This window comes from Chelativorans petroleitrophicus (assembly GCF_025398195.1).
Lineage (GTDB): Bacteria > Pseudomonadota > Alphaproteobacteria > Rhizobiales > Rhizobiaceae > Chelativorans > Chelativorans petroleitrophicus.
In genome coordinates this window covers 87,429-112,060 of record NZ_JAODNV010000003.1, presented here as the reverse complement: position 1 = coordinate 112,060, position 24,632 = coordinate 87,429, and the positions used below count along the sequence as shown (strand labels likewise).

26 protein-coding genes are annotated in these 24,632 nt (G+C 63.1%); 18 read left to right on the top strand and 8 right to left on the bottom strand.

The features are described from left to right. Positions 1-64 precede the first annotated feature (64 nt). Entirely contained in the window at positions 65-763 is a 699-nt protein-coding gene (locus tag NYR54_RS01450; protein ID WP_261513621.1) for a uroporphyrinogen-III synthase, read from the bottom strand. A gap of 1 nt (position 764) precedes the next feature. Next, positions 765-1,694, bottom strand: a complete 930-nt coding sequence (gene hemC, locus NYR54_RS01445) for a hydroxymethylbilane synthase (RefSeq protein WP_261513620.1) — start codon at positions 1,692-1,694, stop codon at positions 765-767. A 77-nt stretch (positions 1,695-1,771) separates the two neighbouring features. Between hemC and tsaD the strand changes: the two genes are divergently transcribed. From tsaD to NYR54_RS01420, 5 genes are read left to right on the top strand one after another with little or no spacing between them, the layout of a single operon-like run. Next, the gene (tsaD, locus tag NYR54_RS01440) at positions 1,772-2,860 is read left to right on the top strand and encodes a tRNA (adenosine(37)-N6)-threonylcarbamoyltransferase complex transferase subunit TsaD (protein ID WP_261513619.1); all 1,089 of its coding nucleotides are present in this window, start codon (positions 1,772-1,774) and stop codon (positions 2,858-2,860) included. After that, a complete protein-coding gene (locus NYR54_RS01435) occupies positions 2,857-3,846 on the top strand; it encodes an NAD(P)H-dependent glycerol-3-phosphate dehydrogenase (RefSeq protein ID WP_261513618.1) in 990 nt (329 codons plus the stop codon). The genes tsaD and NYR54_RS01435 overlap by 4 nt, the downstream gene beginning before the upstream one ends. A gap of 21 nt (positions 3,847-3,867) precedes the next feature. Further along, a complete protein-coding gene (locus tag NYR54_RS01430) occupies positions 3,868-4,164 on the top strand; it encodes a YciI-like protein (RefSeq protein ID WP_261513617.1) in 297 nt (98 codons plus the stop codon). Continuing rightward, positions 4,164-4,589 carry an EVE domain-containing protein gene (locus tag NYR54_RS01425; RefSeq protein ID WP_261513616.1) on the top strand — a complete coding sequence of 142 codons (426 nt, stop codon included), beginning with the start codon at positions 4,164-4,166 and terminating at the stop codon, positions 4,587-4,589. Before NYR54_RS01430 ends, NYR54_RS01425 begins: the two co-directional genes overlap by 1 nt. Then, entirely contained in the window at positions 4,589-5,245 is a 657-nt protein-coding gene (locus NYR54_RS01420; RefSeq protein WP_423738549.1) for a class I SAM-dependent methyltransferase, read from the top strand. Before NYR54_RS01425 ends, NYR54_RS01420 begins: the two co-directional genes overlap by 1 nt. Before the next feature lie 116 nt (positions 5,246-5,361). Here NYR54_RS01420 and NYR54_RS19245 read toward each other — a convergent pair whose 3' ends face one another. Then, positions 5,362-5,601, bottom strand: coding sequence for a hypothetical protein (locus NYR54_RS19245; protein WP_341484273.1), 240 nt, complete (start codon positions 5,599-5,601; stop codon positions 5,362-5,364). Positions 5,602-5,792: 191 nt separating this feature from the next. On the opposite strand from NYR54_RS19245, the gene NYR54_RS01410 reads away from it, so the two are divergent. Next, complete coding sequence (locus tag NYR54_RS01410) at positions 5,793-6,062, top strand: helix-turn-helix domain-containing protein (RefSeq protein WP_261513615.1); 270 nt, start codon at positions 5,793-5,795, stop codon at positions 6,060-6,062. Positions 6,063-6,133: 71 nt separating this feature from the next. Continuing rightward, a complete protein-coding gene (locus tag NYR54_RS01405) occupies positions 6,134-7,822 on the top strand; it encodes a SulP family inorganic anion transporter (RefSeq protein WP_261513614.1) in 1,689 nt (562 codons plus the stop codon). Positions 7,823-7,833: 11 nt separating this feature from the next. On the opposite strand, the gene NYR54_RS01400 is transcribed toward NYR54_RS01405, so the two are convergent. The 5 genes from NYR54_RS01400 to NYR54_RS01380 all read right to left on the bottom strand — a co-directional run bounded on the left by NYR54_RS01400 (position 7,834) and on the right by NYR54_RS01380 (position 12,468). Then, entirely contained in the window at positions 7,834-8,478 is a 645-nt protein-coding gene (locus NYR54_RS01400; protein WP_261513613.1) for a septation protein A, read from the bottom strand. After that, complete coding sequence (gene ftsY / locus NYR54_RS01395) at positions 8,479-10,047, bottom strand: signal recognition particle-docking protein FtsY (RefSeq protein ID WP_261513611.1); 1,569 nt, start codon at positions 10,045-10,047, stop codon at positions 8,479-8,481. Positions 10,048-10,062: 15 nt separating this feature from the next. Continuing rightward, entirely contained in the window at positions 10,063-11,346 is a 1,284-nt protein-coding gene (gene mtaB, locus NYR54_RS01390) for a tRNA (N(6)-L-threonylcarbamoyladenosine(37)-C(2))-methylthiotransferase MtaB (protein WP_261513610.1), read from the bottom strand. Continuing rightward, on the bottom strand, positions 11,346-12,227 hold the full coding sequence (gene dapF / locus NYR54_RS01385) for a diaminopimelate epimerase (protein WP_261513609.1): 882 nt from the start codon (positions 12,225-12,227) through the stop codon (positions 11,346-11,348). The genes mtaB and dapF overlap by 1 nt, the downstream gene beginning before the upstream one ends. Before the next feature lie 79 nt (positions 12,228-12,306). Then, positions 12,307-12,468, bottom strand: a complete 162-nt coding sequence (locus NYR54_RS01380; protein WP_261513607.1) for a DUF1328 family protein — start codon at positions 12,466-12,468, stop codon at positions 12,307-12,309. 209 nt (positions 12,469-12,677) lie between these two features. Here NYR54_RS01380 and NYR54_RS01375 point away from each other — a divergent pair, with 209 nt between their 5' ends. From NYR54_RS01375 to NYR54_RS01325, 11 genes are all read left to right on the top strand, one after another. Continuing rightward, positions 12,678-13,220 (top strand): protease inhibitor Inh/omp19 family protein, encoded by a 543-nt coding sequence (locus NYR54_RS01375; protein ID WP_261513606.1) that lies wholly within the window; start codon positions 12,678-12,680, stop codon positions 13,218-13,220. 97 nt (positions 13,221-13,317) lie between these two features. Then, entirely contained in the window at positions 13,318-14,487 is a 1,170-nt protein-coding gene (zapE, locus tag NYR54_RS01370) for a cell division protein ZapE (protein ID WP_261513605.1), read from the top strand. A gap of 241 nt (positions 14,488-14,728) precedes the next feature. Next, positions 14,729-15,694, top strand: coding sequence for a malate dehydrogenase (gene mdh / locus NYR54_RS01365; RefSeq protein WP_261513604.1), 966 nt, complete (start codon positions 14,729-14,731; stop codon positions 15,692-15,694). 13 nt (positions 15,695-15,707) lie between these two features. Next, positions 15,708-16,904: an ADP-forming succinate--CoA ligase subunit beta gene (sucC, locus tag NYR54_RS01360; protein WP_261513602.1), complete on the top strand. Its 1,197-nt coding sequence runs from the start codon at positions 15,708-15,710 to the stop codon at positions 16,902-16,904. Between the two features lie 69 nt (positions 16,905-16,973). Further along, complete coding sequence (locus NYR54_RS01355) at positions 16,974-17,270, top strand: DUF6364 family protein (RefSeq protein ID WP_261513601.1); 297 nt, start codon at positions 16,974-16,976, stop codon at positions 17,268-17,270. Continuing rightward, complete coding sequence (locus NYR54_RS01350) at positions 17,209-17,619, top strand: PIN domain-containing protein (RefSeq protein WP_261513600.1); 411 nt, start codon at positions 17,209-17,211, stop codon at positions 17,617-17,619. Before NYR54_RS01355 ends, NYR54_RS01350 begins: the two co-directional genes overlap by 62 nt. A gap of 88 nt (positions 17,620-17,707) precedes the next feature. Then, positions 17,708-18,616 (top strand): succinate--CoA ligase subunit alpha, encoded by a 909-nt coding sequence (gene sucD / locus NYR54_RS01345; RefSeq protein WP_261513599.1) that lies wholly within the window; start codon positions 17,708-17,710, stop codon positions 18,614-18,616. Positions 18,617-18,774: 158 nt separating this feature from the next. Beyond that, the gene (locus tag NYR54_RS01340) at positions 18,775-21,762 is read left to right on the top strand and encodes a 2-oxoglutarate dehydrogenase E1 component (RefSeq protein WP_261513598.1); all 2,988 of its coding nucleotides are present in this window, start codon (positions 18,775-18,777) and stop codon (positions 21,760-21,762) included. 32 nt (positions 21,763-21,794) lie between these two features. Then, the gene (gene odhB, locus NYR54_RS01335; protein ID WP_261513596.1) at positions 21,795-23,390 is read left to right on the top strand and encodes a 2-oxoglutarate dehydrogenase complex dihydrolipoyllysine-residue succinyltransferase; all 1,596 of its coding nucleotides are present in this window, start codon (positions 21,795-21,797) and stop codon (positions 23,388-23,390) included. A 4-nt stretch (positions 23,391-23,394) separates the two neighbouring features. Next, positions 23,395-23,865: a hypothetical protein gene (locus NYR54_RS01330; protein WP_261513595.1), complete on the top strand. Its 471-nt coding sequence runs from the start codon at positions 23,395-23,397 to the stop codon at positions 23,863-23,865. Further along, on the top strand, positions 23,862-24,614 hold the full coding sequence (locus NYR54_RS01325; protein ID WP_261513594.1) for an SDR family oxidoreductase: 753 nt from the start codon (positions 23,862-23,864) through the stop codon (positions 24,612-24,614). Before NYR54_RS01330 ends, NYR54_RS01325 begins: the two co-directional genes overlap by 4 nt. Positions 24,615-24,632 lie beyond the last annotated feature (18 nt).

The window sequence follows — 24,632 nt, the reverse complement described above, 5'->3', positions numbered from 1 at the left end:
GTCGTCTCGCTGTTGTGCAGCGCAGCACACCTACCACAGCCGCGCCGCCCGAAAAAAGTTGGCGCTAACGGGAAAGAAGCGAAAGCAGCGCTTCTTCGTTCGGTTCCTGCGCAATGTGCAAACGGTCCCTTGCCTCAGGCGGCAGCATTTTCCCAACTCTTTCCGAAATAGCGAAATAGGCAGATTGCGAGAACAGGCGGCATGCCGAGATTCGCGCGAACGCCTTCGCCGCGAGGGCGGAATAGAACAGCACGCCATCGACAGGCGCTTCCAGCTTCGCCACTATCTCTTCCTCGCTCGGGCTAAAGGTGATGGTGTCATAGGTCTCGACAACGAAGGTTTCGATGCCCGCCTGCCTCAACCCGTCCTGCAATACGGGACGGCGCACCCGCCCGCAGAGGACAAGCACTTTCCGGCCCTGCGCCAAATCTGCCGTGATGCGCCGCACGAGCCCTTCCGCATCCTTGCCCTCGGCGTCAACAACGTTGAGACCAGCCGCGCCGGCTACCTCGCCTGATCGTTCGCCAACCGTATAGCAGGGCTGGAGTGCGATATCCGTCAGCAATGCCTCAGGCGCATGGCGCACGGCATTGACGCTGGTGACGGCAACCGCATCAATGTAGGAAGGGTCCGGCCATTCCCTGACGGCCAGCGGCTTGATGGCCGTCAACGGAAGCTGCAAGGGTGTGAAGCCGAGCGCAGAAAGCTTTTCAGCCGTGCGCGCGTTGTCGGGTTCCGGCCGGGTGACAAGAATGCGCTGCATATCAGGACCAGCCGGCGAAGAACTGGCTGCCTGCCTGTTCACGGATTCTCGCCCCAGCTTCCGTGCCGATGTTCACAGCGTCCCGAACGCTGCCTTCGCGCTCAATCCGGTGCGCCTGGCTGCCATCCGGGGTCAGAATCATCCCGGAGAAACGAATCCGATCCGCCTCGACCGTCGCGTGCCCGGCAATCGGCGTGCGGCAGGAGCCATCGAGTGCGGCCAGAAACGCACGCTCGCAGATCAGAGCCGCGCCCGTTGCCTCATGGTGGATCGCCGCCACCATCTGACCTATCCGCTCATCGCCCTGCCGCGTCTCGATGCAGATTGCCCCCTGCCCCAAGGCCGGTGGAAATTCGGCAATGTCCATGATCTCCGAGGCAAGATGCTCAAGCTTCAGCCGCTTCAAGCCCGCGAGCGCAAGCAGCGTGCCTTCGGCCACGCCCTCCTCCAGCTTCCTTAGCCGCGTCTGCACATTGCCGCGGAATGATTCGACCTTGAGGTCCGGCCGCAGGCGTAGGGTCAAGGCCTGCCGGCGCAGGGAGGATGTGCCGAGCTTTGCCCCGCGAGGCAGTTCTTTAAGCCGGCTCACCTCACGCCCCATGAAAGCGTCGCGCACATCCTCGCGTTCAAGAAATGCGGCAAGCTCCAGCCCCTCCGGAAGCACAGTAGGCATATCCTTTGAGGAGTGCACCGCAAGATCGATGCGGCCATTACGCAGAGCTTCCTCGATTTCCCTGGTGAAAAGCCCCTTGCCGCCGGCCTCGGACAGCGGCCGGTCCTGGATGCGGTCTCCAGTCGTTCGGATGACCACGATCTCGAACGCTTCCTCCGGCAGCCCATGGGCGGCCATCAGCCGCGCGCGCGTCTCCGCGGCTTGCGCCAATGCGAGCGCGCTTCCGCGCGTTCCGATTCTTACCACATCAGTTTGCATGCAGCCATGTCCGTGCTAACCGGCATCCCTACCTATCTGGGATGGAATCTATCGGCAACAACGGCAGGCCAGACGGAATGACGCGCGTGTTGGGCATAGAGACGAGCTGCGACGAGACCGCCGCCGCCGTTGTCGCGCGCGATAAGGACGACACGCCGAGGATTCTCTCGAACATCGTGCTCAGCCAGATCGACGCTCATGCGGCATTCGGCGGCGTGGTGCCGGAGATCGCCGCCCGCGCCCACGTGGAAGCGCTGGATGGCGTGATCGAGGCGGCACTTACCGAGGCGGGCGCCACGCTAGACGAAATGGACGGCATCGCCGCCACGGCAGGCCCCGGCCTCATCGGAGGCCTCATCGTGGGGCTTACCACGGGCAAGGCCATTGCGGCGGCGCTGGGCAAGCCTCTGGTGCCGGTCAACCACCTGGAAGGCCATGCGCTTACGGCGCGGCTCACCGACGGGCTCGATTTTCCCTATCTGCTGCTCCTGGTCTCCGGCGGGCACACGCAGATCGTCCATGTCGCGGGCCTCGGCCAGTACGAACGCTGGGCAAGCACCATTGACGACGCGCTGGGCGAAGCCTTTGACAAGACGGCGAAGCTGCTGAGCCTCCCTTATCCGGGGGGCCCGAGCGTCGAGCGCGCGGCCAAGAATGGCCATTCGGCGCGTTTTGCCTTTCCGCGCCCGATGAAGGGTGAAGCACGCCCGGATTTTTCCTTCTCGGGCCTCAAGACGGCCGTGCGGCGCGCAGCCAGCGAGCTTGCTCCTCTATCACAAGCCGATGTCGCCGATCTCTGCGCCTCCTTCCAGGCAGCGGTGACGGAATCTCTCGCCGATCGCGTGATGCATTCTCTCAACCGCTTTCGCGAAACACATCCCGAGCTTCAAGAGCCGGCGCTCGTGGTGGCGGGCGGCGTGGCGGCCAATCAGGCCATTCGCGGCGCGCTCGATGAACTCTGCAGGCAGGCAGGCTTCCGCCTCGTCGCACCGCCGCTCAAACTGTGCGGCGACAACGCGGCTATGATCGCCTGGGCGGGGCTGGAGCGGCTTGAAGCGGGCATGCTCCCCGAAAATGCGCTTGCCTTTGCACCGCGTCCGCGCTGGCCCCTGGACGAGAATACCACGCCCGTTGTCGGGGCGGGAAAACGGGGCGCAAAGGCATGAACGGGCCCTGGACCATAGCCGTTCTCGGCGCGGGCGCATGGGGCACGGCTCTCGCGCTCACTGCTCTGCGCGCGGGGCACCGGGCCACCCTCTGGGCGCGCAGGGCCGACCTGGCGCACGACATCACCCACACCCATGAAAACCGCCGCTATCTGCCGGGCATCGCGCTCAACCCGCGGCTGGCGGCGCTCGATGACATGGCAGCGGTACTTTCGGGCGCGGATTGCGTTCTTGCCGCCGTCCCTGCGCAAAACCTTCGGGATGTCCTTGCCACCGCAAGCGCCACTCTGGCCCGCGACGTCCCCGTGGTACTGTGTGCGAAAGGCATCGAGCGGGGGACAGGCCGTCTCATGTCGCAGGTCGCGGCTGAAACCCTGCCGGGCAATCCAATCGCCGCCCTCTCAGGGCCGAGCTTTGCGAGTGACGTGGCAAGCGGCCTGCCGACGGCCGTAACCGTCGCCTCGCAGGATGGCGCACTCGCGGCGGAACTGGCCGCGCGGCTTTCCGCCCCCAATCTGCGCTGCTATTCGAGCGACGATCTGATAGGCGTGGAGATCGGCGGCGCGCTGAAGAACGTACTCGCCATTGCCGCCGGGGCAACCAGCGGCGCGGGCCTCGGCGCAAGCGCCGTGGCCGCGATGATTACCCGCGGATTTGTGGAACTGCGGCGCGTGGGTGTCGCCTTCGGAGCCCGACCGGAAACCCTTATGGGCCTTTCCGGCCTCGGCGATCTCATCCTCACCTGCAGCTCGGCACAATCGCGCAATTTCTCCTACGGGCTTGCGCTTGGCCGCGGGGAAAGCGTCGAGGGTCTGCCCTTGGCCGAAGGCGTCTTTACCGCGGGGATCGCTGCCCAGATCGCCCGTGAAAAAGGCATTGAAACGCCCATCATCGACGCGGTGACCGGAATATTGGAGGGCAGACTGACCGTCGAAGCCGCCATGCAGGCGCTTCTTGCCCGGCCGCTCAAGAACGAGGCAAGCTAGTTTTCAAAGGAGGGAGTCCACATGATCTACGTCAGCCAGAGCCGCGACAAGCCGGGCCACCTGCAGCTTCGTATGGAGACGAGGCCAGAGCATCTGGCCTATCTCGACAGGCTTAATGCCGAGGGCAAACTCGTCTTCGCAGGGCCGTTTCTTGACGATGAAGGAAAGCCTTGTGGCAGCATGGTCGCCTATGAGGCGGAAAGCCGCGAGGAGGCGGAGAAGCTGGCGAATGCCGATCCCTATGCGCTTGCCGGCCTGTTCGATTCCGTCGAAATTCGCCCGTGGAATTGGGTCTACAACAAACCGGAGAAGGGGTGATGGCCTACTGGCTGTTCAAATCCGAGCCCACGTCCTGGTCCTGGGAGATGCAGAAGAAGAAGGGCGACCAAGGCCAAGAATGGGATGGCGTGCGCAACTACCAGGCGCGCAACAACATGCGCGCCATGAAGATCGGTGATCTCGGCTTCTTCTATCATTCCGTGAAGGAGACGAGCGTCGTCGGCATTGTCGAGGTGATCGCGCTTGCCCATCCCGATTCCACCACGGACGATCCGCGCTGGGAATGCGTGGACATTCGCGCGGTGCGCGACATGCCAAGGCCGGTCTCGCTCGAGGAAATCAAGGCCAATCCCAAGCTCAAGGACATGGTTCTGGTGAACAATTCGCGCCTTTCCGTGCAGCCCGTAAGTGAAGCGGAGTGGAAGGAAGTCTGCCGCATGGGCGGCCTTGATCCCGCGCCGTGATCCGCAAGCAGGCGCCCAGCGAACGGGAGGCCTTCATCCGCGCGAACACGCGGGCCTCGGCTCCGCCGCATGTGCCGGAGATCACACTTCATCTGGCCGATGAGGCGTATGAACTGTGGCACCATACGCAGGAGGAGCTTGAGGAGATCGGCCTACCGCCGCCTTTCTGGGCCTTTGCCTGGGCGGGCGGCCAGGGGCTGGCGCGCTATGTGCTTGATCACCCTAAAACCGTGCGCGGAAAGCGCGTGCTCGACTTTGCCACCGGCTCGGGCCTGGTGGCGATCGCCGCTTGCAAGGCAGGCGCGGCGCATGTGCTAGCGGCCGACATTGATCCCTTTTCCGCCCCGGCCTGCCGCCTCAACATGGCCGAGAATGGCGTTGTCTTCGGCTTTACGGACGAGAACCTCATCGGCACCGAGCCCGAGTACGAGGTGCTGCTCGCCGGCGACGTCTTCTACGACCGCGAACTCGCATCCGCCATCGAGCCATGGTTCCGCACGCTTGCCCGGCGCGGCGTGACCGTCTTGGTCGGCGATCCGGGCCGCGCTTACCTGCCGAGGGCGAACCTTGAACGCATTGCCACCTACTCGGTGTCGGTCACACGTGCTCTTGAGGACGCGGAAGTGAAACAGACCACTGTATGGCGTTTCCTCTGACACCCCGGCACTAATAGGCCTGGCGCACGGACATTGTGAACGGGAGCCTGCGATGGACTTCGATGGAATGAAGACATTGTCGCAGCCATCGCCGCCTTTGCCTTCGGCGCCCCCTATTAGACGACCCTGAGCAAGCCCTGGATGGGAGCCTCCTGCATCGATCCAAGCAAAATGAAGCCGAGCGCCGTGACTTTCGTCGCCTCATTCGTCGCCGAGCTGATCATGGCATGGATTTTGCCGGCACCATCGGCCACCTGGGAACAGGTCAGGTCACGTTCTGGAACGGGGCGGTCTCCGGCGCGATTTTTTGGCTGGGCTTCATAGCCACCACCATCGCCGTCAACCACCGCTATCATGGCTTCGGCTGGAACCTCACCATCATCGGCGCGGGGGCACTGGCTCGGCGTTGCGCTCCTGGGCGGCATCATCGGCTGGTTCGACATTTAGTTCTGAGGCGGGAATATTGATGTCATTTGAATTACGTATGATGTACTAGACATCAGTTCTAATCCCTGGTATGTAACGGCATCGTCAGACTGGAACGTTCATGATTACCGCTGCCCAGATGCGCGCTGCGCGCGCCCTCCTCGGCATTGATCAGAAGAGGCTGGCCGAGCTGTCCGGCGTATCGCTTCCCACGATCCAACGGATGGAAGCCAGCGAAGGAACGGTGCGCGGCGTGGTCGATACCTTGACCAAGGTGGTCGAAGCGCTCGACCGAGCGGGCATTGAGCTGATCGGCGAAAACATGCCGAGCACCGGCGGCGGTCGCGGGGTCCGCCTCAAGGAGGCCCCTGCCAGAAACGAAACCGGCTGACGCGGCAATCAGCAGCGGATCGCCGGCAGTCTTGGCAGCCCGCTGCTTCACAGAAAGAGACAGGCACGGCAATGTCCCGAGCGCACGAGCCCGGTTTCATCGAGCTGTTCACACCCAAGCTCATCACTGTCCTTCGCGAAGGATACAATCTCAAAACACTCCGAGCCGACACGATCTCGGGGCTGACGGTGGCGATCATCGCCCTGCCGCTATCGATGGCCATTGCCATCGCCTCCGGCGTTGAGCCGGAGCGCGGCCTTTACACGGCGATCGTCGGCGGCTTTCTGGTCTCCGCCCTCGGCGGCAGCCGGTTTCAGATCGGCGGGCCTGCCGGCGCCTTCATCGTGCTGGTGCTTGCCACCGTGCAGGCCCACGGCGTGGATGGGCTCATCCTCGCCACCTTCCTGTCCGGCCTCTTCATGCTGGCCATCGGGCTCCTGCGCCTCGGAACCTTCATCAAATATGTGCCCTATCCGGTGACGGTCGGGTTTACCGCGGGTATCGCCGTCATCATCCTGGCAAGCCAGCTCAAGGATTTCCTTGGCCTCACATTGCACAGCCAGGAACCTGGGCCCCTGATCCCCAAGTTGCAGGTGCTCAGCGCGGCACTTCCCACAATCAACGCCGCGGCAGTGGCGCTCGCCGTCGCGTCGGCAGCGATCATCGTCGTCTTGCGCCGGTACAGACCCCACTGGCCCGGGTTCCTGATCGCAGTGGCCGCCGCCACGCTTGCCGCATGGGCGTTCAACTTGCCGGTGGAAACCATCGGAACGCGCTTTGGCGGAATTCCGCAGGCGCTGCCCCTGCCGGGCCTGCCGGAAATGACGATGGAGAAGGTCACTGAGGTTCTGCCCGCGGCCCTCTCGTTCGCGCTTCTGGGCAGCATCGAAAGCCTGCTTTCGGCCGTGGTGGCCGACTCGATGACCGGCCGCCGGCACCGCTCCAACTGCGAGCTGGTGGCTCAGGGCATCGCGAATATGGGCTCCTCGCTCTTCGGTGGCTTCTGCGTCACCGGCACCATCGCCCGAACCGCTTCCAACATACGCGCGGGCGCGCATGGCCCGATCTCGGGCATGTTGCATTCGGTCTTTCTGCTCATCTTCATGCTGGCGGCTGCACCGCTTGCCGCCTACGTTCCGCTGGCCGCCCTTGCCGCGATCCTCGTGGTGGTCGCGTGGAACATGGCGGAGAAGCACCAATTCGCCGCCCTTCTGCGTGCCTCGCGCGGCGATGCCGTGGTGCTTCTCGTCACCTTCCTGCTCGTGATCTTCCGCGATCTGACCGAGGGCATACTTGCCGGCTTCGGCGTCGGCGCCCTGCTTTTCCTGCACCGCATGTCAACCGCCGTGGCGGTCGACCGGGCGCACCCGATCGTACAGCCGGACCGGGCCGACAACGGCGAGCGACCTTATTCGAGCGAAATGGCGACCGACGATGACATTGTCGTCTATCGCATCTCCGGCGCCTTCTTCTTCGGCGCGGCGGCGAGCGTTGCCGCTGCGCTCGACCGGATCGGCGGACAGCCGAAGGCCTATGTGGTAGACGTTTCCGCCGTCAGCGTTCTCGATTCGACGGCGGCGGCCACCATCGAGGGCTTCGCGCGGAAGGTTGGGCGGCACGACGCCATTCTTTATCTGGTTGGCGCCAGCCGTCAGATGCGCCACATGCTGCACAAGCTCGGCCTGCACGCTCCGGCCGTCAGGTTCTACAGCAGCATGGATGGCGCAATGGCAGCGGCGCGCAAACGGCTGGGTAGGTAGGCTCCAGCCGCCTACTCGCCTTTTCCTTCCAACGAATGCCGCATGATGAGCGGCATCTGGCTCATGGTGAATAGGATGGTGATGGGCATGATACCCCACACCTTGAAGGCCACCCACGTATCGGTGGAGAAAGAGCGCCAGACCACTTCATTGACGACGGCCAGGAAGAAGAAGAACAGGCCCCAGCGCAGCGTCAACTTGCGCCAGCCTTCGGCGTCGAGCCGGAAGGCCGAGTCGAAGACGTGGCCGAGAAGCGATTTCCCGAAGGCAAGCCCGCCAAGCAGCATGGCGCCGAACAGCGCGTTGACGATGGTGGGCTTCATCTTGATGAAGGTGTCGTTCTGAAGAAATAGCGTCAGCGCGCCGAAGACGAACACCACGATGCCCGAGACCAGGGGCATAATGGGCAGGCTGCGCACCAGCAGCCATGAGGCCACGAGCGAAATGGCCGTCGCGGCCATGAAGAGGCCGGTGGCGATGAAGATCGGCCCGCCGAGTGCGGACAGTGCCGGGAATTGCGCCGCAAGCCACTCCCCGCGCGCATTGGCGAAGAAGAAAATCAGCAGGGGCCCAAGCTCCAGCGCCAGCTTGAGCACCGGGCTCAACTCCTTGCGCTTCGGGTCCGAAGGATCGCGCTCGAATATCTTGTCGGTCACTCAGGCAACTCCCGCGATCGCCTTGGCGAAATCGCTTGCAGAGAAAGGTTCCAGATCGTCGACACCTTCGCCGACGCCGATGAAATAGACAGGCAGCTTGTGCCTGGCGGCAATGGCCACCAGGATGCCGCCGCGGGCCGTGCCGTCAAGCTTGGTCATCACAAGCCCGGACACACCGGCAACATTGCGGAAAATTTCGACCTGATTGAGGGCGTTCTGGCCCGTCGTCGCATCGAGAGTCTGGAGCACCGTGTGCGGGGCCTCCGGATCGTGCTTGCGCAGGACGCGCACGATCTTCTCGAGCTCTGCCATCAGCTCCGTCTTGTTCTGGAGCCGGCCCGCCGTGTCGATGATGAGCACGTCGCTTCCGGCGGCCTTCGCCTTCTCATAGGCCTCATAAGCAAGCCCGGCGGCATCCGCCCCGAGCTTGGAGGAAACGACCGGCGAGCCCGTCCGCTCGCCCCAGATCTTGAGCTGCTCGATGGCCGCGGCGCGGAACGTGTCGCCCGCCGCAAGCATCACGGAAAGCCCGCCTGCCCTCAGCTTCGCCGCCAGCTTGCCGATGGTGGTGGTCTTGCCCGTGCCATTGACGCCAACCACGAGGATGACATGCGGCTTCATCGAAAGGTCGAGCTCCAGCGGCATGGCGACCGGAGCAAGCACCTTCTCGATTTCCTCCGCCATCACCGCCTGCACCTCCGCCCCGGAGATGTCCTTGCCGTAGCGGCCGGCCGCAAGCGCGTCAGTGATGCGCATTGCCGTTTCGAGACCGAGATCGGCGCGCAGCAGCACGTCCTCCAGATCCTCCAGGGTCTCTTCGTCCAGCTTTCGCTTGAGGAAGATGCCGGAAATGCTGTCGCGCAGCTCCCGCGAGGAACGGGAAAGCCCTTCGCGCAAACGCTGAAACCACGGCTTCCTCGGCTCTTCGACGGCGGGCGCGGGCGCTTTCTCCGCGATGCGCTCGACGCTTCGCGTCACCGCAACACGGCCCGCGTGCAACGCTTCGGCAAGGGCCTCCGGCGCGCTGGCGGCAGCGTCGGTTTCGCCGCCTTCGGCTTGAGCAGACTTGGGCGGCGCCAGTTCCTCCTTCACCGGAAGCGGGCCTGAAGTGGTGAATTGCCCCTCTCCTGCCTCCTCGACAGTTTCCGCAGGTTGGAAAAAGGCTTCAGCCGCTTCCTGCCCATCCGCCGCGAGGGGCAATTCCACTTCCACAGGTTCCGGCTGCTCTTCCTCCTCCCCGCGAGGCGGGGTTACGGCAGAAGGCTGCGGCGTTTCGGGAATTTCCGGCGCGGGTGCAGGCGATGGTTCAGGAATTTCCGGCTCTTGCGGAGCTTCCGGCGGAACTTCGGGCTGCGGCGCGGGGGGCTGCGGTTGAGGTTCCGGCTCTTCGGGCCGTGCCGGAGGCTCCGGCTGAGGCGGCACTTCCGGTTCCGGCTTGGGCTCGGAAGGCTGAGGGGCGGTTCCCCTCGTCAGCTCGGCAGGCGACGCCTCGCCGCCTGCTTCCGCAGGGCGCTCCTCAACCTCCTTCTTACCGAAGGAGAAGACCTTCTTGATGAAGCCGAATGCCATCCGTCCGATATGCCTTTACGCGGCCTGTCTGTGAAGGGGGGCGGCCTTCAGCCTCTCGCCGTCGTGGCCAGTGATCTGCGCCAATACGATCTCGCCGGGAGCGCCCGCGCCGATTGCAGCAAGCGTGAAGCCCTCGGTGCGGCCAAGGCCATCGCGCTCGATGAGAATCCGCTGCCGGGTTCCCTGAAGCGCCGTCAGATGCGCCTGATAGGCGACATCACCCTTGGCACGCAGCCTCGCCGCCCGCTCCTTCACCACCTCACGGGCAAGCTGCGGCATGCGCGCGGCGGGCGTTCCCTTGCGCGGCGAGAAGGGGAAGACATGCAGATAGGTCAGCCCGCACTCGTCGACGATCTTCAGCGAGTTGCCGAACATCTCCTCGGTCTCCGTCGGAAAGCCGGCGATGATATCAGCGCCGAAGACCACATCCGGCCGCAGACGGCGCGCTTCCTCGCAGAAGCGGACGGAATCCGCGCGAAGATGCCGCCGCTTCATGCGCTTCAGGATCATGTCGTCACCGGACTGCAGCGACAGATGAAGATGCGGCATCAGCCGCTCCTCCTCCGCCAGCGCGGCCATGAGGTCGGCGTCCGCCTCGATGGAGTCGATCGAGGACAGGCGCAGCCGCTTCAGTTCCGGCACCTGCTTCAGAAGCGTGCGCACCAGCTTGCCGAGCTTGGGGGTACCAGGCAGGTCGGCACCGTAGCTCGTCAGGTCCACGCCGGTCAGCACCACTTCCGAATAACCGTTGCCGACCAGCCGCTTCACCTGATCCACCACCGCGCCCATGGGCACGGAGCGGGAGTTGCCGCGTCCATAGGGAATGATGCAGAAGGTGCAGCGGTGATCGCAGCCGTTCTGCACCTGCACGAAGGCGCGCGCCCGACCCTCGATGGCATCGACCATATGCGAGGCCGTTTCGCGAACCTCCATGATGTCGTTGACGCGCACCTTCTCGAAGCGGTTCACGCCGAAATCGGGCAGCGCGCGGTAGCTGTTCGCCTTCAGTTTCTCCTCGTTGCCGAGGACCACGTCCACTTCCTCCATGGAGCCAAACGTCTCGGGCTCCGTCTGCGCCGCGCAGCCGGTGACGATGATGCGCGCATGGGGGTTCTCGCGGCGGGCCTTGCGGATCGCCTGGCGCGCCTGGCGCACAGCCTCCGCCGTCACCGCGCAGGTGTTGATGACCACCGCGCCGTTTTCGAGTGTGGAAAGGCCCGCTGCCTCCGCCTCGCGCCGGATCACCTCCGACTCATAGGCGTTGAGCCGGCAGCCGAATGTCACGACCTCCACCGCCATCAGGCCGCCCCTTCCGTCTCATATTCCCAAGCGCCGGTCGCCGGATCGAAACGGCCGGAAAACTCCCATTCGGCAGGTCCAGTCATGAGCACGTGATCGTCCTCGCGCCACTCTATTTCCAGCGGCCCGCCCGGCAGGGTGACCGTAACCTTCCGGCCCGTCCGCCCGGTGCGTGCGGCACAGACGGCCGCAGCGCAGGCCGCGGAGCCGCAAGCAAGCGTCAGCCCCGCGCCGCGCTCCCAGGTACGGATCGTGAGAGCTTCAGGCGAATCCACCCGGGCGATGGTGATGTTGGCGCGCTCCGGAAAGATGGGATGGTTTTCGAGCAACGGGCCGAAACGCTCGAGATCGTAGGTGTAGGGATCGTTCCCGACCCAGAAGACGGCATGCGGATTGCCTATGGAGACAACGGAAGGCGAGTGGAGCACGGGAGCATCGATCGGCCCCACCTGCAGCTCGATCGCCCGCGTGTCGCTGAATTCTTCCGAAAGCGGTATTTCCTGCCAGCCGAAACGGGGCTTTCCCATATCCACCGTGATCAGCCCGTTTTCATGTTCCTCGGCCGTCAGCACTCCGGCAGGCGTCTCGAAGGTGAAGGCGCGCCGGCCCGTCTCGGCAGCCAACGCCTGCACCACGCAGCGCATGCCGTTGCCGCAGGCCTGCGCCAGGCTCCCGTCCGAATTGATGATCTCGATGTAATTCTGCGTGCCGGGCAGGCGCGGATCGTGGATGGCCATGATCTGGTCAAATCGCGTCGCCGGGTCCGTGGCAAGCGCGCGTGCCGCCGCAGGCGACACGCGATCGGTGCGCCCGCGCATATCGGCAACAATGATCGCGTTGCCAAGCCCGTTCATCTTCGCGAATTGCGCAGCTTCCGCCATGAAATCTCCGCTGGCCAGGGACATGCGAGCTATATGGCGGATGAACGGTAAAATTACCAGCCGGCAGCCGGAGGAGGATTCAGGCGATGGCGACGATTCCGAGAACGGCGAGCAGGAACAGGACGAGCACGATTGCGATGAGGATCTTCGCGCCGGTGAGCGCTGCACCCGCGAGACTGTTGAGCCCAAGCAGGCCGGCCACCGCGGCGACGATGAGCAGGATGAGAATCCATTTGAGCATCGAAATGACCTTTCCCGAGAACAGAGGCGACGTGTAACGCCCCATTCCGCCCGGGAGTTCCGTGTTGCACGGATGCAGCGGTGGAATAAAAACCGCTATGGAAACCGGTTCTTAACCATCATTGTATGTGTTAACGTCCCATTATTGCCACTCTGTTTGAGCGAAGGGGTTGAGCCCAGGGGGCGGCAATGGGCGACAAGGAGAAGTGGATGCAACTGTCTAGAACCGAGGGGGCTTTCGCCGTTTCTCTTCTGGCGCTTGCTCTGGTTGGATGCCAGTCGGACCGTTTCGGTTCCCTGCCAACGCGCTCGCCGCAGCCGCTCCAGCCGGCCCCGGCCGGCAGCGTGATGCAAAGCCAGCTTCCTCCACCCAGTCAGCCGTCCGGCCCTAACGATTTTCCGGCCGCGCCGGGGCAGGAGAACGGCCGGCAGATGGCCGCCATCGATCCTGCGGCCGCAGCGGCATCGGCGCCGGAAATCAGCAAGAACGGCCTGCTCGGCTCCTGGAACGTCTCGTCGGGCGGGACGAACTGCCAGATGTTCCTGACGCTCACCGCATATGGCGACTCTTCGCGCGGCGGCACGCGAGGATGCTCGAACGAGCTCGCCAACATGCGCGCCTGGGACGTTTCAGGCAACCGCGTGCTCATTTTCGACGATGGCGGCAATGTCATCGCGCAACTGTACTCCAGCGGGAATGAGCGTCTCGACGGTCAGACCACGGGCGGCGCATCGGTCACGCTGTCGCGCTGAGCCCTATGAATTGCCATTGCTGCCGTGATACGGGCGGAGGAGGTTTGGCGCACCCGCCCGCCTATCGCAGCCTTAACCAACTTTAGCGGAAACACACATGTCCCTGCGCGACGGTCTTCCCACGCACCCCTCCGTCGTGCAGCGCTACTCTCATATGGTCGAAACCGGGGCAATCAGCCGCGACGCCGGGCAAGAAAAGGTCGCCGCGGCGCTCGACCGGCTGATCGAGCAGATCGCCAACCGCCGCCTCGCTCGCAAGTCCAGTGCGCTCGGATGGCTGTTTGCCCGCAACCGTAAAAACAGCGAACTCCTCACCGGCCTCTACATTCATGGGGATGTCGGGCGCGGGAAGACCATGCTCATGGACCTTTTCTTCGAGCTGGTGCCCGCGCGCGGCAAGCGGCGCGCCCATTTCAACGACTTCATGGCCGACGTGCACGACCGCATCGCCCGCCACCGGGAAGCGCTGAAGAATGGAGAGGTCACGCAGAAGGACCCCATTCCTCCGGTTGCGGAGGCTCTCGCGAAGGACGCCTGGGTGCTCTGCTTCGACGAGTTTTCCGTGACCGACATCGCCGACGCCATGATCCTGTCGCGTCTTTTCTCCGCACTCTTTGCCGAAGGTGTCGTGCTGGTGGCCACCTCGAACGTGGCCCCGGAGGATCTTTACCGCGACGGCCTCAACCGCGGGCTGTTCGAGCCCTTCATCGACATTCTGAAGCGTCACGTGTCCGTGCTCTCGCTGAATGGCGAGAGGGACTACCGAATGGAGAAGCTTGCGAGGCTACCCGTCTACATTTCGCCGCTTGGCGAGGGGGCGGACCGCCTGATGGATGAGGCCTGGAAAACCGCGACGGGCGGGAAGGAAGCACACGAGGAACAGCTCACGGTGAAGGGCCGGACCCTCGAGATTCCGCGGGCGGCGGGCGGCGCGGCGCGGTTCAACTTCGCGGAGCTTTGCGAGCGGCCGCTCGGCGCACGCGACTATCTCGCCATCGCGGAGCGCTACGACACCATCTTCATCGACCATGTGCCTGTAATGGACCGCGCGCGCCGCAACGAGGCAAAGCGGTTCATTCTCCTGATCGACACACTTTACGATCACCGCATTCGCCTGTTCCTGTCCGCAGCCGCGGCGCCGGACAGGCTTTACCAGGCGCCCTCCGGCACCGAAGCCTTCGAGTTCCAGCGCACCGCCTCCCGGCTCCACGAGATGCAAAGCCGCGATTGGGCGGCGTCGGCAAAGTCGTACCCTGAAAGAAGCTGAATCGCCGCGCGCAGATAGGGCCGCGAATGCGCAGCAGTTAAGCAGCGCATGTTCTTACGTTTACGTAAATTCCATACGATCTAAACGTTTGAAATGGTTGCGTCCCAAAGAATCGGTTGAATTTTTCGTTTGGTCCGATTATGGCAGACGGGACTTTTCGCGCCGACGAATAGTCGGCTCAAACCCTGTTGTTTGCCGGTACTGGCAGGCCGGCGTATCGGAGAAGGGGATATTTCACCACATGGCTCGCGACAAGATCGCTCTCATCGGCTCGGGCATGATCGGCGGCACGCTCGCCCATCTGGCGGGCCTCAAGGAACTTGGGGACGTCGTGCTCTTCGATATCGCCGAGGGTATCCCGCAGGGAAAGGCACTCGACATCGCCGAGTCCTCCCCGATCGAAGGCTTTGACGCCCAGCTTCTGGGTGCCAACGATTACGCCGCGATCGAAGGCGCGAATGTGTGCATCGTCACCGCCGGCGTGCCGCGCAAGCCGGGCATGAGCCGCGACGATCTTCTGGGCATCAACCTGAAGGTCATGGAGCAGGTGGGCGCGGGCATTAGGAAATATGCGCCGAACGCCTTTGTGATCTGCATCACGAATCCGCTCGATGCAATGGTCTGGGCGCTGCAGAAATTCTCCGGCCTTCCCAAGAGCCATGTGGTCGGCATGGCGGGCGTGCTCGATTCCGCTCGCTTCCGCTATTTCCTCGCCGAGGAATTTAAGGTGTCTGTCGAGGACGTGACGGCTTTCGTGTTGGGCGGCCACGGTGACACGATGGTGCCGCTCACGCGCTATTCCACGGTGGCGGGCATCCCGATCCCGGACCTCGTCAAGATGGGCTGGACCACGAAGGAGAAGATCGACCAGATAGTCCAGCGCACGCGCGACGGCGGAGCGGAGATCGTTGGCCTGCTCAAGTCCGGCTCGGCCTACTATGCGCCGGCTTCCGCCGCGATCGCCATGGCCGAGAGCTACCTGAAGGACAAGAAGCGCGTGCTGCCCTGCGCAGCGCATCTTTCGGGCCAGTACGGGGTGAGGGACCTCTATGTCGGCGTGCCGGTCGTCATCGGTGCCGGCGGCGTCGAGCGCATCATCGAAATCGACCTGAACCGGACCGAGCAGAAGATGTTCGACAAGTCCGTCGAAAGCGTCGAGAACCTCTGCAAGGCCTGCATCGAGATCGTGCCGGGTCTAAAGAAATAGGAGCCCGCTTCCGATGAACATCCACGAATATCAGGCCAAGGAGCTGTTGCGCGGATACGGGGCGCCGGTGGCCGATGGCGTGGCGATCTTCAAGCCCGAGGAAGCCGAAGCCGCGGCGAGGAAACTGCCCGGCCCGCTCTATGTCGTGAAGAGCCAGATCCATGCGGGCGGGCGCGGCAAGGGCAAGTTCAAAGAGCTGCCGCCCGACGCCAAGGGCGGCGTGCGGCTTGCCCGCTCCGTCGAGGAGGTGGTGACCAACGCCAGAGAGATGCTCGGCAAGACCCTGGTCACCAAGCAGACCGGTCCCGAGGGCAAGCAGGTGAACCGCCTCTATATCGAGGACGGCGCGGATATCGACCGCGAGCTCTACCTCTCCATCCTCATTGACCGGAGCGTCGGCCGGCCCGCCTTCGTGGTTTCGACCGAAGGCGGAATGGACATCGAGACGGTGGCCGAGGAAACGCCCGACAAGATCCTGACGCTCGCCATCGACCCCGAGAAGGGCGTAACGGCGGACGACGTGGCGAAGCTGAACGCCGCACTCAAGCTTGAGGGCGAGGCGGCGAAAGACGGCGAGAAGCTGTTCCCTGCCCTCTACAAGGCTTTCACCGAGAAGGACATGAGCCTTCTTGAGGTGAACCCGCTGATCGTTATGAAGAATGGCCGCCTGCGCGTGCTCGACGCCAAGGTCTCCTTCGACGACAACGCGCTGTTCCGCCACGAGGACATCGTTGCGCTGCGCGATACGTCCGAAGAGGACGAGAAGGAAATAGAGGCCTCGAAATACGATCTGGCCTATGTCGCGCTCGACGGCAATATCGGCTGCATGGTGAATGGCGCCGGCCTCGCCATGGCGACCATGGACATCATCAAGCTCTATGGCGCCGAGCCCGCGAACTTCCTCGATGTGGGCGGCGGCGCCTCGAAGGAGAAGGTAACGGCCGCCTTCAAGATCATCACCGCCGATCCCAATGTGAAGGGCATTCTGGTCAATATCTTCGGCGGCATCATGCGCTGCGACGTGATCGCCGAAGGCGTGGTCGCCGCGGTCAAGGAGGTTGGGCTGAAAGTGCCGCTGGTGGTGCGCCTAGAAGGCACGAATGTCGATCTCGGCAAGAAGATCCTCTCCGAAAGCGGCCTCAACGTCATCCCCGCAGACGACCTGGATGACGCGGCGAAGAAGATCGTGGCGGCGGTGAAGGAAGCGTGAGCCGTGTTCCTCTGTTCTTGGCCGAGCAGCACAGTTACACGTATACTGTGTGACGAAAGGAGCTGAGCCGTGACAAAGAACATCACTCTCGCCGTCGAGGACGAGGTCCTGGAAAAGGTCAAGATTCTCGCTGCGCAGGAAAAGACCACGGTGAACGCCATGGTCCGCAGCTTCCTGTCGGAGCAGGCGCGAAAGCTGGATATTCCGGAACGCCGGCGCGCCGCGGTGCAGCGGCTCCTTGAGCTCAGCCGGAATTCCAGAGGCAGAATGGAGGCTGGCTGGAAACTCGACAGGGAGAGCCTTCATGCCGAGCGCCTTTCTCGACACGAACATTCTTCTTTACGCGGCGGCGGGCGAGGCGAATGAACCGGTCAAGGCACAGATCGCCCGGGATTTGCTCGCCGGCATGGATTTTGGACTCTCGCTCCAGGTCCTGCAGGAGTTCCTGGTCAATGCGCAGAAGCCGTCGATCGGTCTCCCGCTCGAGGATATCGACGCCTGGCTTACCGATCTGCTCGAGTTCGACTGCGTCTTTCCCGATCTTGACCTGTTCATGCAGGGAATTGCCCTGTCACGCCGATATGGGATTTCCTATTGGGACGGCTCCATCATCGCGGCGGCCGAACGCATCGAAGCAAGAATTCTCTACACGGAAGATCTCACCCACGATCAACTCTACGGCTCAGTGCGTGCCGTAAATCCGTTTCTCGAATGACGATCACGATGCCACCTCGGAAAGCCAACCTATCGGAAGCGGCCGACCACTTCACCGTCACCGAGCTTAAGCGGCTGTAGGAGAAAGAATGTCCATTCTCGTCAATAAAGACACCAGGGTTCTCGTCCAGGGACTGACGGGCAAGACTGGCACTTTTCACACCGAACAGGCGCTTGCCTATTACGGAACGAAGATGGTGGGCGGCGTGCACCCCAAAAAGGGGGGCGAGACGTGGCGTAGCGGACTGGACAGCGCCGCGGAGCTGCCAATCTTCGCCACCGTGGCGGAAGGCAAGGAGAAAACCGGCGCGAACGCTTCCGTGATCTACGTGCCGCCCGCAGGGGCCGCAGCGGCGATCATCGAGGCGATCGAGGCGGAGATTCCGCTGATCGTGTGCATCACCGAGGGCATTCCGGTGATGGACATGGTGCACGTCAAGGCAAAGCTGGAAAAATCCAAGTCCCGCCTCATCGGGCCGAACTGCCCGGGCGTGCTGACGCCGGAAGAGTGCAAGATCGGCATCATGCCTGGCAACATCTTCCGGAAAGGCTCCGTCGGTGTTGTATCGCGCTCCGGCACACTTACTTATGAGGCAGTGTTCCAGACCACTAATGAGGGCCTCGGCCAGTCCACGGCGGTGGGCATCGGCGGAGATCCGGTGAAAGGCACGGAGTTCATCGACGTCTTGGAAATGTTCCTCGCGGACGACCAGACGGAATCCATCATCATGATCGGCGAGATCGGCGGCTCCGCCGAGGAGGATGCCGCACAGTTCATTCTCGACGAGGCAAAGCGCGGCCGGAAGAAGCCGATGGCCGGCTTCATCGCGGGCCGTACGGCGCCCAAAGGCCGCACCATGGGCCATGCCGGCGCGGTTATCTCCGGTGGCAAGGGCGGCGCGGAAAGCAAGATCGAGGCGATGGAGCGGGCAGGCATCAAGGTTTCGCCTTCGCCGGCGCGGCTCGGAAAGACGCTGGTGGAGGCAATCAGGGGATGAGTGGATGGTGAATGGTGAAGGGGCTGGAATTGGGCTGATCAACGGGCGGACAGGCATTGCCGCGACAACTTCGCCACAAAGCCCTGACACCCCCTATTCACCATTCACCATTTACTATTCACCTGAACAGGAGACCGGGCGGGGCCCGGACAGGATAGATGGCACGGCGTAACCAGGCCAACGAAGAGTTATCAGTCACCTCCTTCCTCTATGGCGGCAATGCCGCCTATATTGAGGAACTTTATGCCGACTACCAAAATGATCCGGCATCCGTTAGCGAGGACTGGCGCGCTTTCTTTGCCGCGCTCAAGGACAACGCTGCCGATGTAAAGAAGAATGCGGCCGGCGCTTCCTGGAGGAAGAAGGATTGGCCCATCACGCCGAACGGCGAACTCGTCTCCGCCTTCGATGGCGATTGGGGCCAGGTCGAGCAGCGCATCGAGACGAAGGTCAAGGCGAAGGCGGCCGAGGGCGGCGTCACGCTGACGGAAGCCCAGATTCACCAGGCCACGCGCGATTCGGTCCGTGCCATCATGATGATCCGCGCCTACCGGATGCGCGGCCATCTTCACGCCGATCTCGACCCTCTCGGCCTTGCCAACCCGCTGGAGGACTATAACGAGCTTTCACCGGAGGCCTACGGCTTCACGGAGGCGGATTTCGATCGGCCGATCTTCATCGACAACGTGCTCGGCTTGGAGACGGCCACCATCCGCCAGATGCTGGAGATCCTGCGGCGTACCTATTGCTCCACGCTCGGCGTGGAGTTCATGCACATCTCCAATCCCGAGGAGAAGGCGTGGATTCAGGAGCGCATCGAGGGTCCGGACAAGGGCGTGACCTTCACGCCCAACGGCAAGCGGGCGATCCTGCAGAAGCTGATCGAAGCGGAGGGCTTCGAGCAATTCCTAGATGTCAAATACAAGGGCACCAAGCGCTTCGGCCTGGATGGCGGCGAGTCGCTGATCCCAGCGCTGGAACAGATTATCAAACGCGGCGGCCAGATGGGCCTCAAGGAAATCGTGCTCGGCATGGCCCATCGCGGCCGTCTCAACGTGCTCTCCCAGGTGATGGGTAAGCCGCACCGGGCCATCTTCCACGAGTTCAAGGGCGGCTCGTTCGCGCCCGATGACGTGGAAGGCTCGGGCGACGTGAAGTACCACTTGGGTGCCTCCTCCGACCGCGAGTTCGACGGCAACAAGGTGCACCTGTCGCTGACGGCCAATCCGTCGCATCTGGAGATCGTCGATCCGGTGGTGATGGGCAAGGCGCGCGCCAAGCAGGACCAGCTCTTCGGGCGCAAGCGCGAAGATATCGTGCCGCTGCACGAACGCGCCAAGGTCATGCCGCTTCTGATCCACGGCGATGCAGCTTTCGCCGGACAGGGCGTGGTGGCCGAATGCTTCGGGCTTTCCGGCCTGCGTGGCCACCGCGTCGCGGGCACGGTGCATTTCATCATCAACAACCAGATCGGCTTCACCACCAATCCGCGCTTCTCGCGCTCCTCGCCCTATCCGTCCGACGTGGCGAAGATGATCGAAGCCCCGATTTTCCACGTGAACGGCGACGACCCGGAAGCGGTGGTCTATGCGGCGAAAGTGGCGACCGAATTCCGCATGACCTTCCACAAGCCAGTGGTGGTGGACATGTTCTGCTACCGCCGCTTCGGCCACAATGAAGGCGACGAGCCGGCCTTCACCCAGCCCATCATGTACAAGAAGATCCGGTCGCACCCCACGACGATCGAGATCTATTCGAAGAAGCTCATCGAGGAAGGCCTCGTCACCGAGGAAGACGTCGAGCGCATGAAGGCGGACTGGCGCGCCCATCTGGAGGCCGAGTTCGAGGCCGGCCAGTCCTACCGGCCCAACAAGGCCGACTGGCTGGACGGCGCCTGGTCGGGCCTGAGGACGGCCGACAACGAGGACGAGCAGCGCCGCGGCAAGACGGCCGTTCCGATGAAGACGCTCAAGGAGATCGGAAAGAAGCTCACCGAGGTGCCGGAGAACTTCGAGGTTCACCGCACCATTCGCCGCTTCCTCGACAACCGGCGCAAGATGATCGAAACGGGCGAAGGCATTGATTGGGCGACGGCGGAAGCACTCGCCTTCGGCTCCATCCTTCTTGAGGGCAATCCCGTGCGCCTTTCAGGTCAGGATTCGGAGCGCGGCACCTTCTCGCAGCGCCATTCGGTGCTCTACGACCAGCGCGACGAAAGCCGCTATATCCCGCTCAACCATCTGGGCCCGCAGCAGTCCTATTATGAGGTCATCAATTCGATGCTCTCGGAAGAGGCCGTGCTCGGCTTCGAATACGGCTATTCGCTGGCCGAGCCGAGGGCGCTCGTTCTCTGGGAAGCCCAGTTCGGCGACTTTGCCAATGGCGCGCAGGTTGTCTTCGACCAGTTCATCTCCTCGGGCGAGCGCAAGTGGCTGCGCATGTCCGGCCTCGTCTGCCTGCTGCCGCATGGCTATGAGGGCCAGGGACCGGAGCATTCCTCCGCCAGGCTGGAGCGCTTCCTGCAGATGTGCGCGGAAGACAATATGCAGGTGGCGAACTGCACGACGCCCGCCAACTACTTCCACATCTTGCGCCGGCAATTGAAGCGCGACTTCCGCAAGCCGCTCATCCTGATGACGCCAAAGTCCCTTCTGCGGCACAAGCGCTGCGTGTCGACGCTGGCCGAGATGTCGGGCGAGAGCTCCTTCCATAGGCTTCTGTGGGACGATGCGGAATATCTAAAGGATCAGCCCATCAAGCTGGTCAAGGATTCGAAGATCCGCCGCGTCATCATGTGCTCCGGCAAGGTCTATTACGACCTTTACGAGGAACGCGAGAAGCGCGGGATCAACGACATCTATCTGCTGCGCATCGAGCAGCTCTATCCGTTCCCCGCAAAGGCGCTGATCAACGAGCTATCCCGCTTCCGCAACGCGGAGATGGTCTGGTGCCAGGAAGAGCCCAAGAATATGGGCGCCTGGTCCTTCATCGATCCGTATCTGGAATGGGTGCTGCAGCATATCGACGCGAAGCATCAGCGTGTACGCTACACCGGGCGCCCGGCCGCCGCCTCTCCGGCGACGGGGCTCATGTCGAAACACCTGGAACAGCTCGCCGCTTTCCTTGAAGACGCGCTGGGCGACTGACCGGCACCGATACGAGACGACGGAAACAAGATATGGCCACTGAAATCCGCGTTCCCACCCTGGGCGAATCCGTCACTGAGGCCACCATCGGCCGCTGGTTCAAGGCGGTGGGCGACCAGATCGCAGCCGACGAACCCATCGTGGAACTCGAGACCGACAAGGTGACGGTCGAAGTGCCCGCCCCCGCAGCCGGCACCTTATCCGAGATCACGGTCAAGGAAGGTGAGACGGTTGAGGTCGGAGCGCTTCTTGGCACCATCGGTGAAGGCGGCGCGGCAAGAGAAAAGGCCGGAAGCACGGCCGGAAAAAGTGCGGAGGGGAAGGCTGACATGACCAGCAGCAAAGTCGATGAGACCCGCGCTGCCGGAAACGGCAGGCTCGTGGAGGTGACCGTGCCCTCGGCGGGCGAATCCGTCACCGAGGCGCAGATCGGCGAAATCTACAAGAAGGCCGGTGACACGGTGAAGGCGGACGAGCCGATCCTCGAACTGGAGACGGACAAGGCTGCGCAGGAAATTCCATCCCCGGTAAGCGGCGTCATCCGTGAGCTGCTGGTCAAGAGCGGCGAGGAGGTGAAAATCGGCGCGCTGCTGGCCCGTATCGAGGAAGGCGCGGATGCCGGAAAGCCGGATGCAGCCGCTCAGGCGGCCGGACCGGCCAGCGCCTCCACCGTGCGCGAAGCGGAACGCAAGACGGCCGAAATCGGCGGCGAGCCGCAAATCGAGGAGCGCAGGCCCCCTGCCCCGTCCGCAGCCAAGCTGATGAAAGAGCAGGATTTGAAGCCTTCCGAAGTTGCCGGCACCGGCAAGGATGGCCAGGTGCTGAAGGGCGATGTGCTGGCCGCCATCGAAGGCAGAGGCCGGGCTGCCCCCAGCGAGCCGGCTGAGGCGCCCAAGGTGAGCCGCGCCCCCTCGCCCGCCGAGGACGAGGCGCGTGAGGAGCGCGTGAAGATGACGCGCCTGCGCCAGACCATCGCCCGCAGGCTCAAGGACGCGCAGAACACAGCCGCCATGCTCACCACCTTCAACGAGGTGGACATGACGGCGGTAATGGACCTGCGCAAGAAGTACAAGGACCTGTTCGAGAAGAAGCACGGCGTGAAGCTCGGCTTCATGGGCTTCTTTACCAAGGCGGTATGCCACGCACTGAAGGAAATCCCGGCGGTCAACGCCGAGATCGACGGCACCGACATCATCTACAAGAACTACTGCCACATCGGCGTGGCGGTTGGCACCGATCGCGGCCTCGTCGTGCCGGTTGTGCGCGATGCCGACCGCATGACCATCGCCGAGATCGAGAAGGAGATCGGCCGTCTGGGGGCAGCCGCCCGCGAGGGCAAGCTCTCGATGGCCGACATGCAGGGCGGCACCTTTACCATCTCCAATGGCGGCGTCTACGGCTCGCTAATGTCGACGCCGATCCTCAATGCGCCGCAATCCGGCATCCTCGGCATGCACAAGATCCAGGAGCGCCCAATGGTGGTCGGCGGGCAGATCGTCATCCGTCCGATGATGTATCTGGCGCTCAGCTACGATCACCGCATCGTCGACGGCAAGGAGGCGGTCACCTTCCTCGTCCGCGTCAAGGAAGTGCTGGAGGATCCCGAGCGACTGGTGCTGGATCTTTGATGCCGTGGCGCGGCTGAATTCAAAACTCGAAGCGGAGGGTGCTGAGTTTCTAGTTCTTGGTCACCTGCTCATCGAAGGTATCGTTGCGCATAAGACTTATACTCGTATGCCCGGATATGACCTTATTGCGATTAACCCGGATCGTAACTCGTCAGCTCGGGCTCAAGTTAAGAGCCGATATGCCACGGATTTTGATGGCGGTTTCTTGATCAAGCGTTTTGAGTGCGACTTCGTAGTCTTTGTGGCGCTGAATCGCGGATACCGTTACGCTCGATTGGGTCAGGATGGCGGAAAGAAGCCGCCGGAATTCTACCTTTTTCCGGTCGAAACAGTGAAGTCCGCCCTTTACGAGAAAAGCAAATGGGGTAAAGCATTTCTCCGCGCTATACCCGAAGTAGATTACTTTAAGAATAAGTGGACCATCATACGAAAATTCTTGAACTCACCCCCAAACGATGGGCTGTGCCAAGCATGAACGGAAAGAAAGTCCTTCTCGTAACAGGGGGTTCGCGGGGGATCGGCGCGGCTATAGCCAGACTCGCCGCTGAGAGTGGCTACTGCGTCGCTTTCTCATACGTTTCGGACGAGCAGGCTGCCGAGGCAGTGGCGGCCGATATCAAGGCCAGAGGCTGCGAAGCCTTGGCTATGCGGGGTGATGTCGGTAACGAAGAGGACGTCCTCGCGCTGTTTCAGGCTGTCGACTATAAGTTCGGCCGTCTCGACGCGCTGGTCAACAATGCCGGCGTCGTGGACCGCAAGTCCCGCGTCGAGGATATGAGCCTCGACCGCATTACCCGCATGATGCGCATCAATGTCATCGGCTCGATCCTTTGCGCGCGTGAAGCGGTGAAGCGCATGTCGACCAGAAACGGCGGGAGAGGCGGTGCGATTGTCAATCTCTCATCCATAGCGGCGGTGCTTGGGGCGGCTGGGGAATATGTCGACTATGCCGCCTCCAAGGGCGCCATCGACTCCTTCACGGTGGGGCTTGCGCGCGAAGTGGCCGAGGAAGGCATTCGCGTGAATGCGGTCCGCCCCGGCGTCACCGACACGGACATCCATGCCTCGGGCGGACAGCCGGACCGAGTGCGCCAGTTCGCTCCGTTCATTCCCATGAAGCGGCCGGCAACGGCGGAAGAGATCGCCCGGGCGGTGATGTTTCTGCTGTCCGACGCGGCATCCTACGCGACCGGAGCAATCCTCGATGTAACCGGCGGGCGGTGAAACGCCCGCGAGAACAGG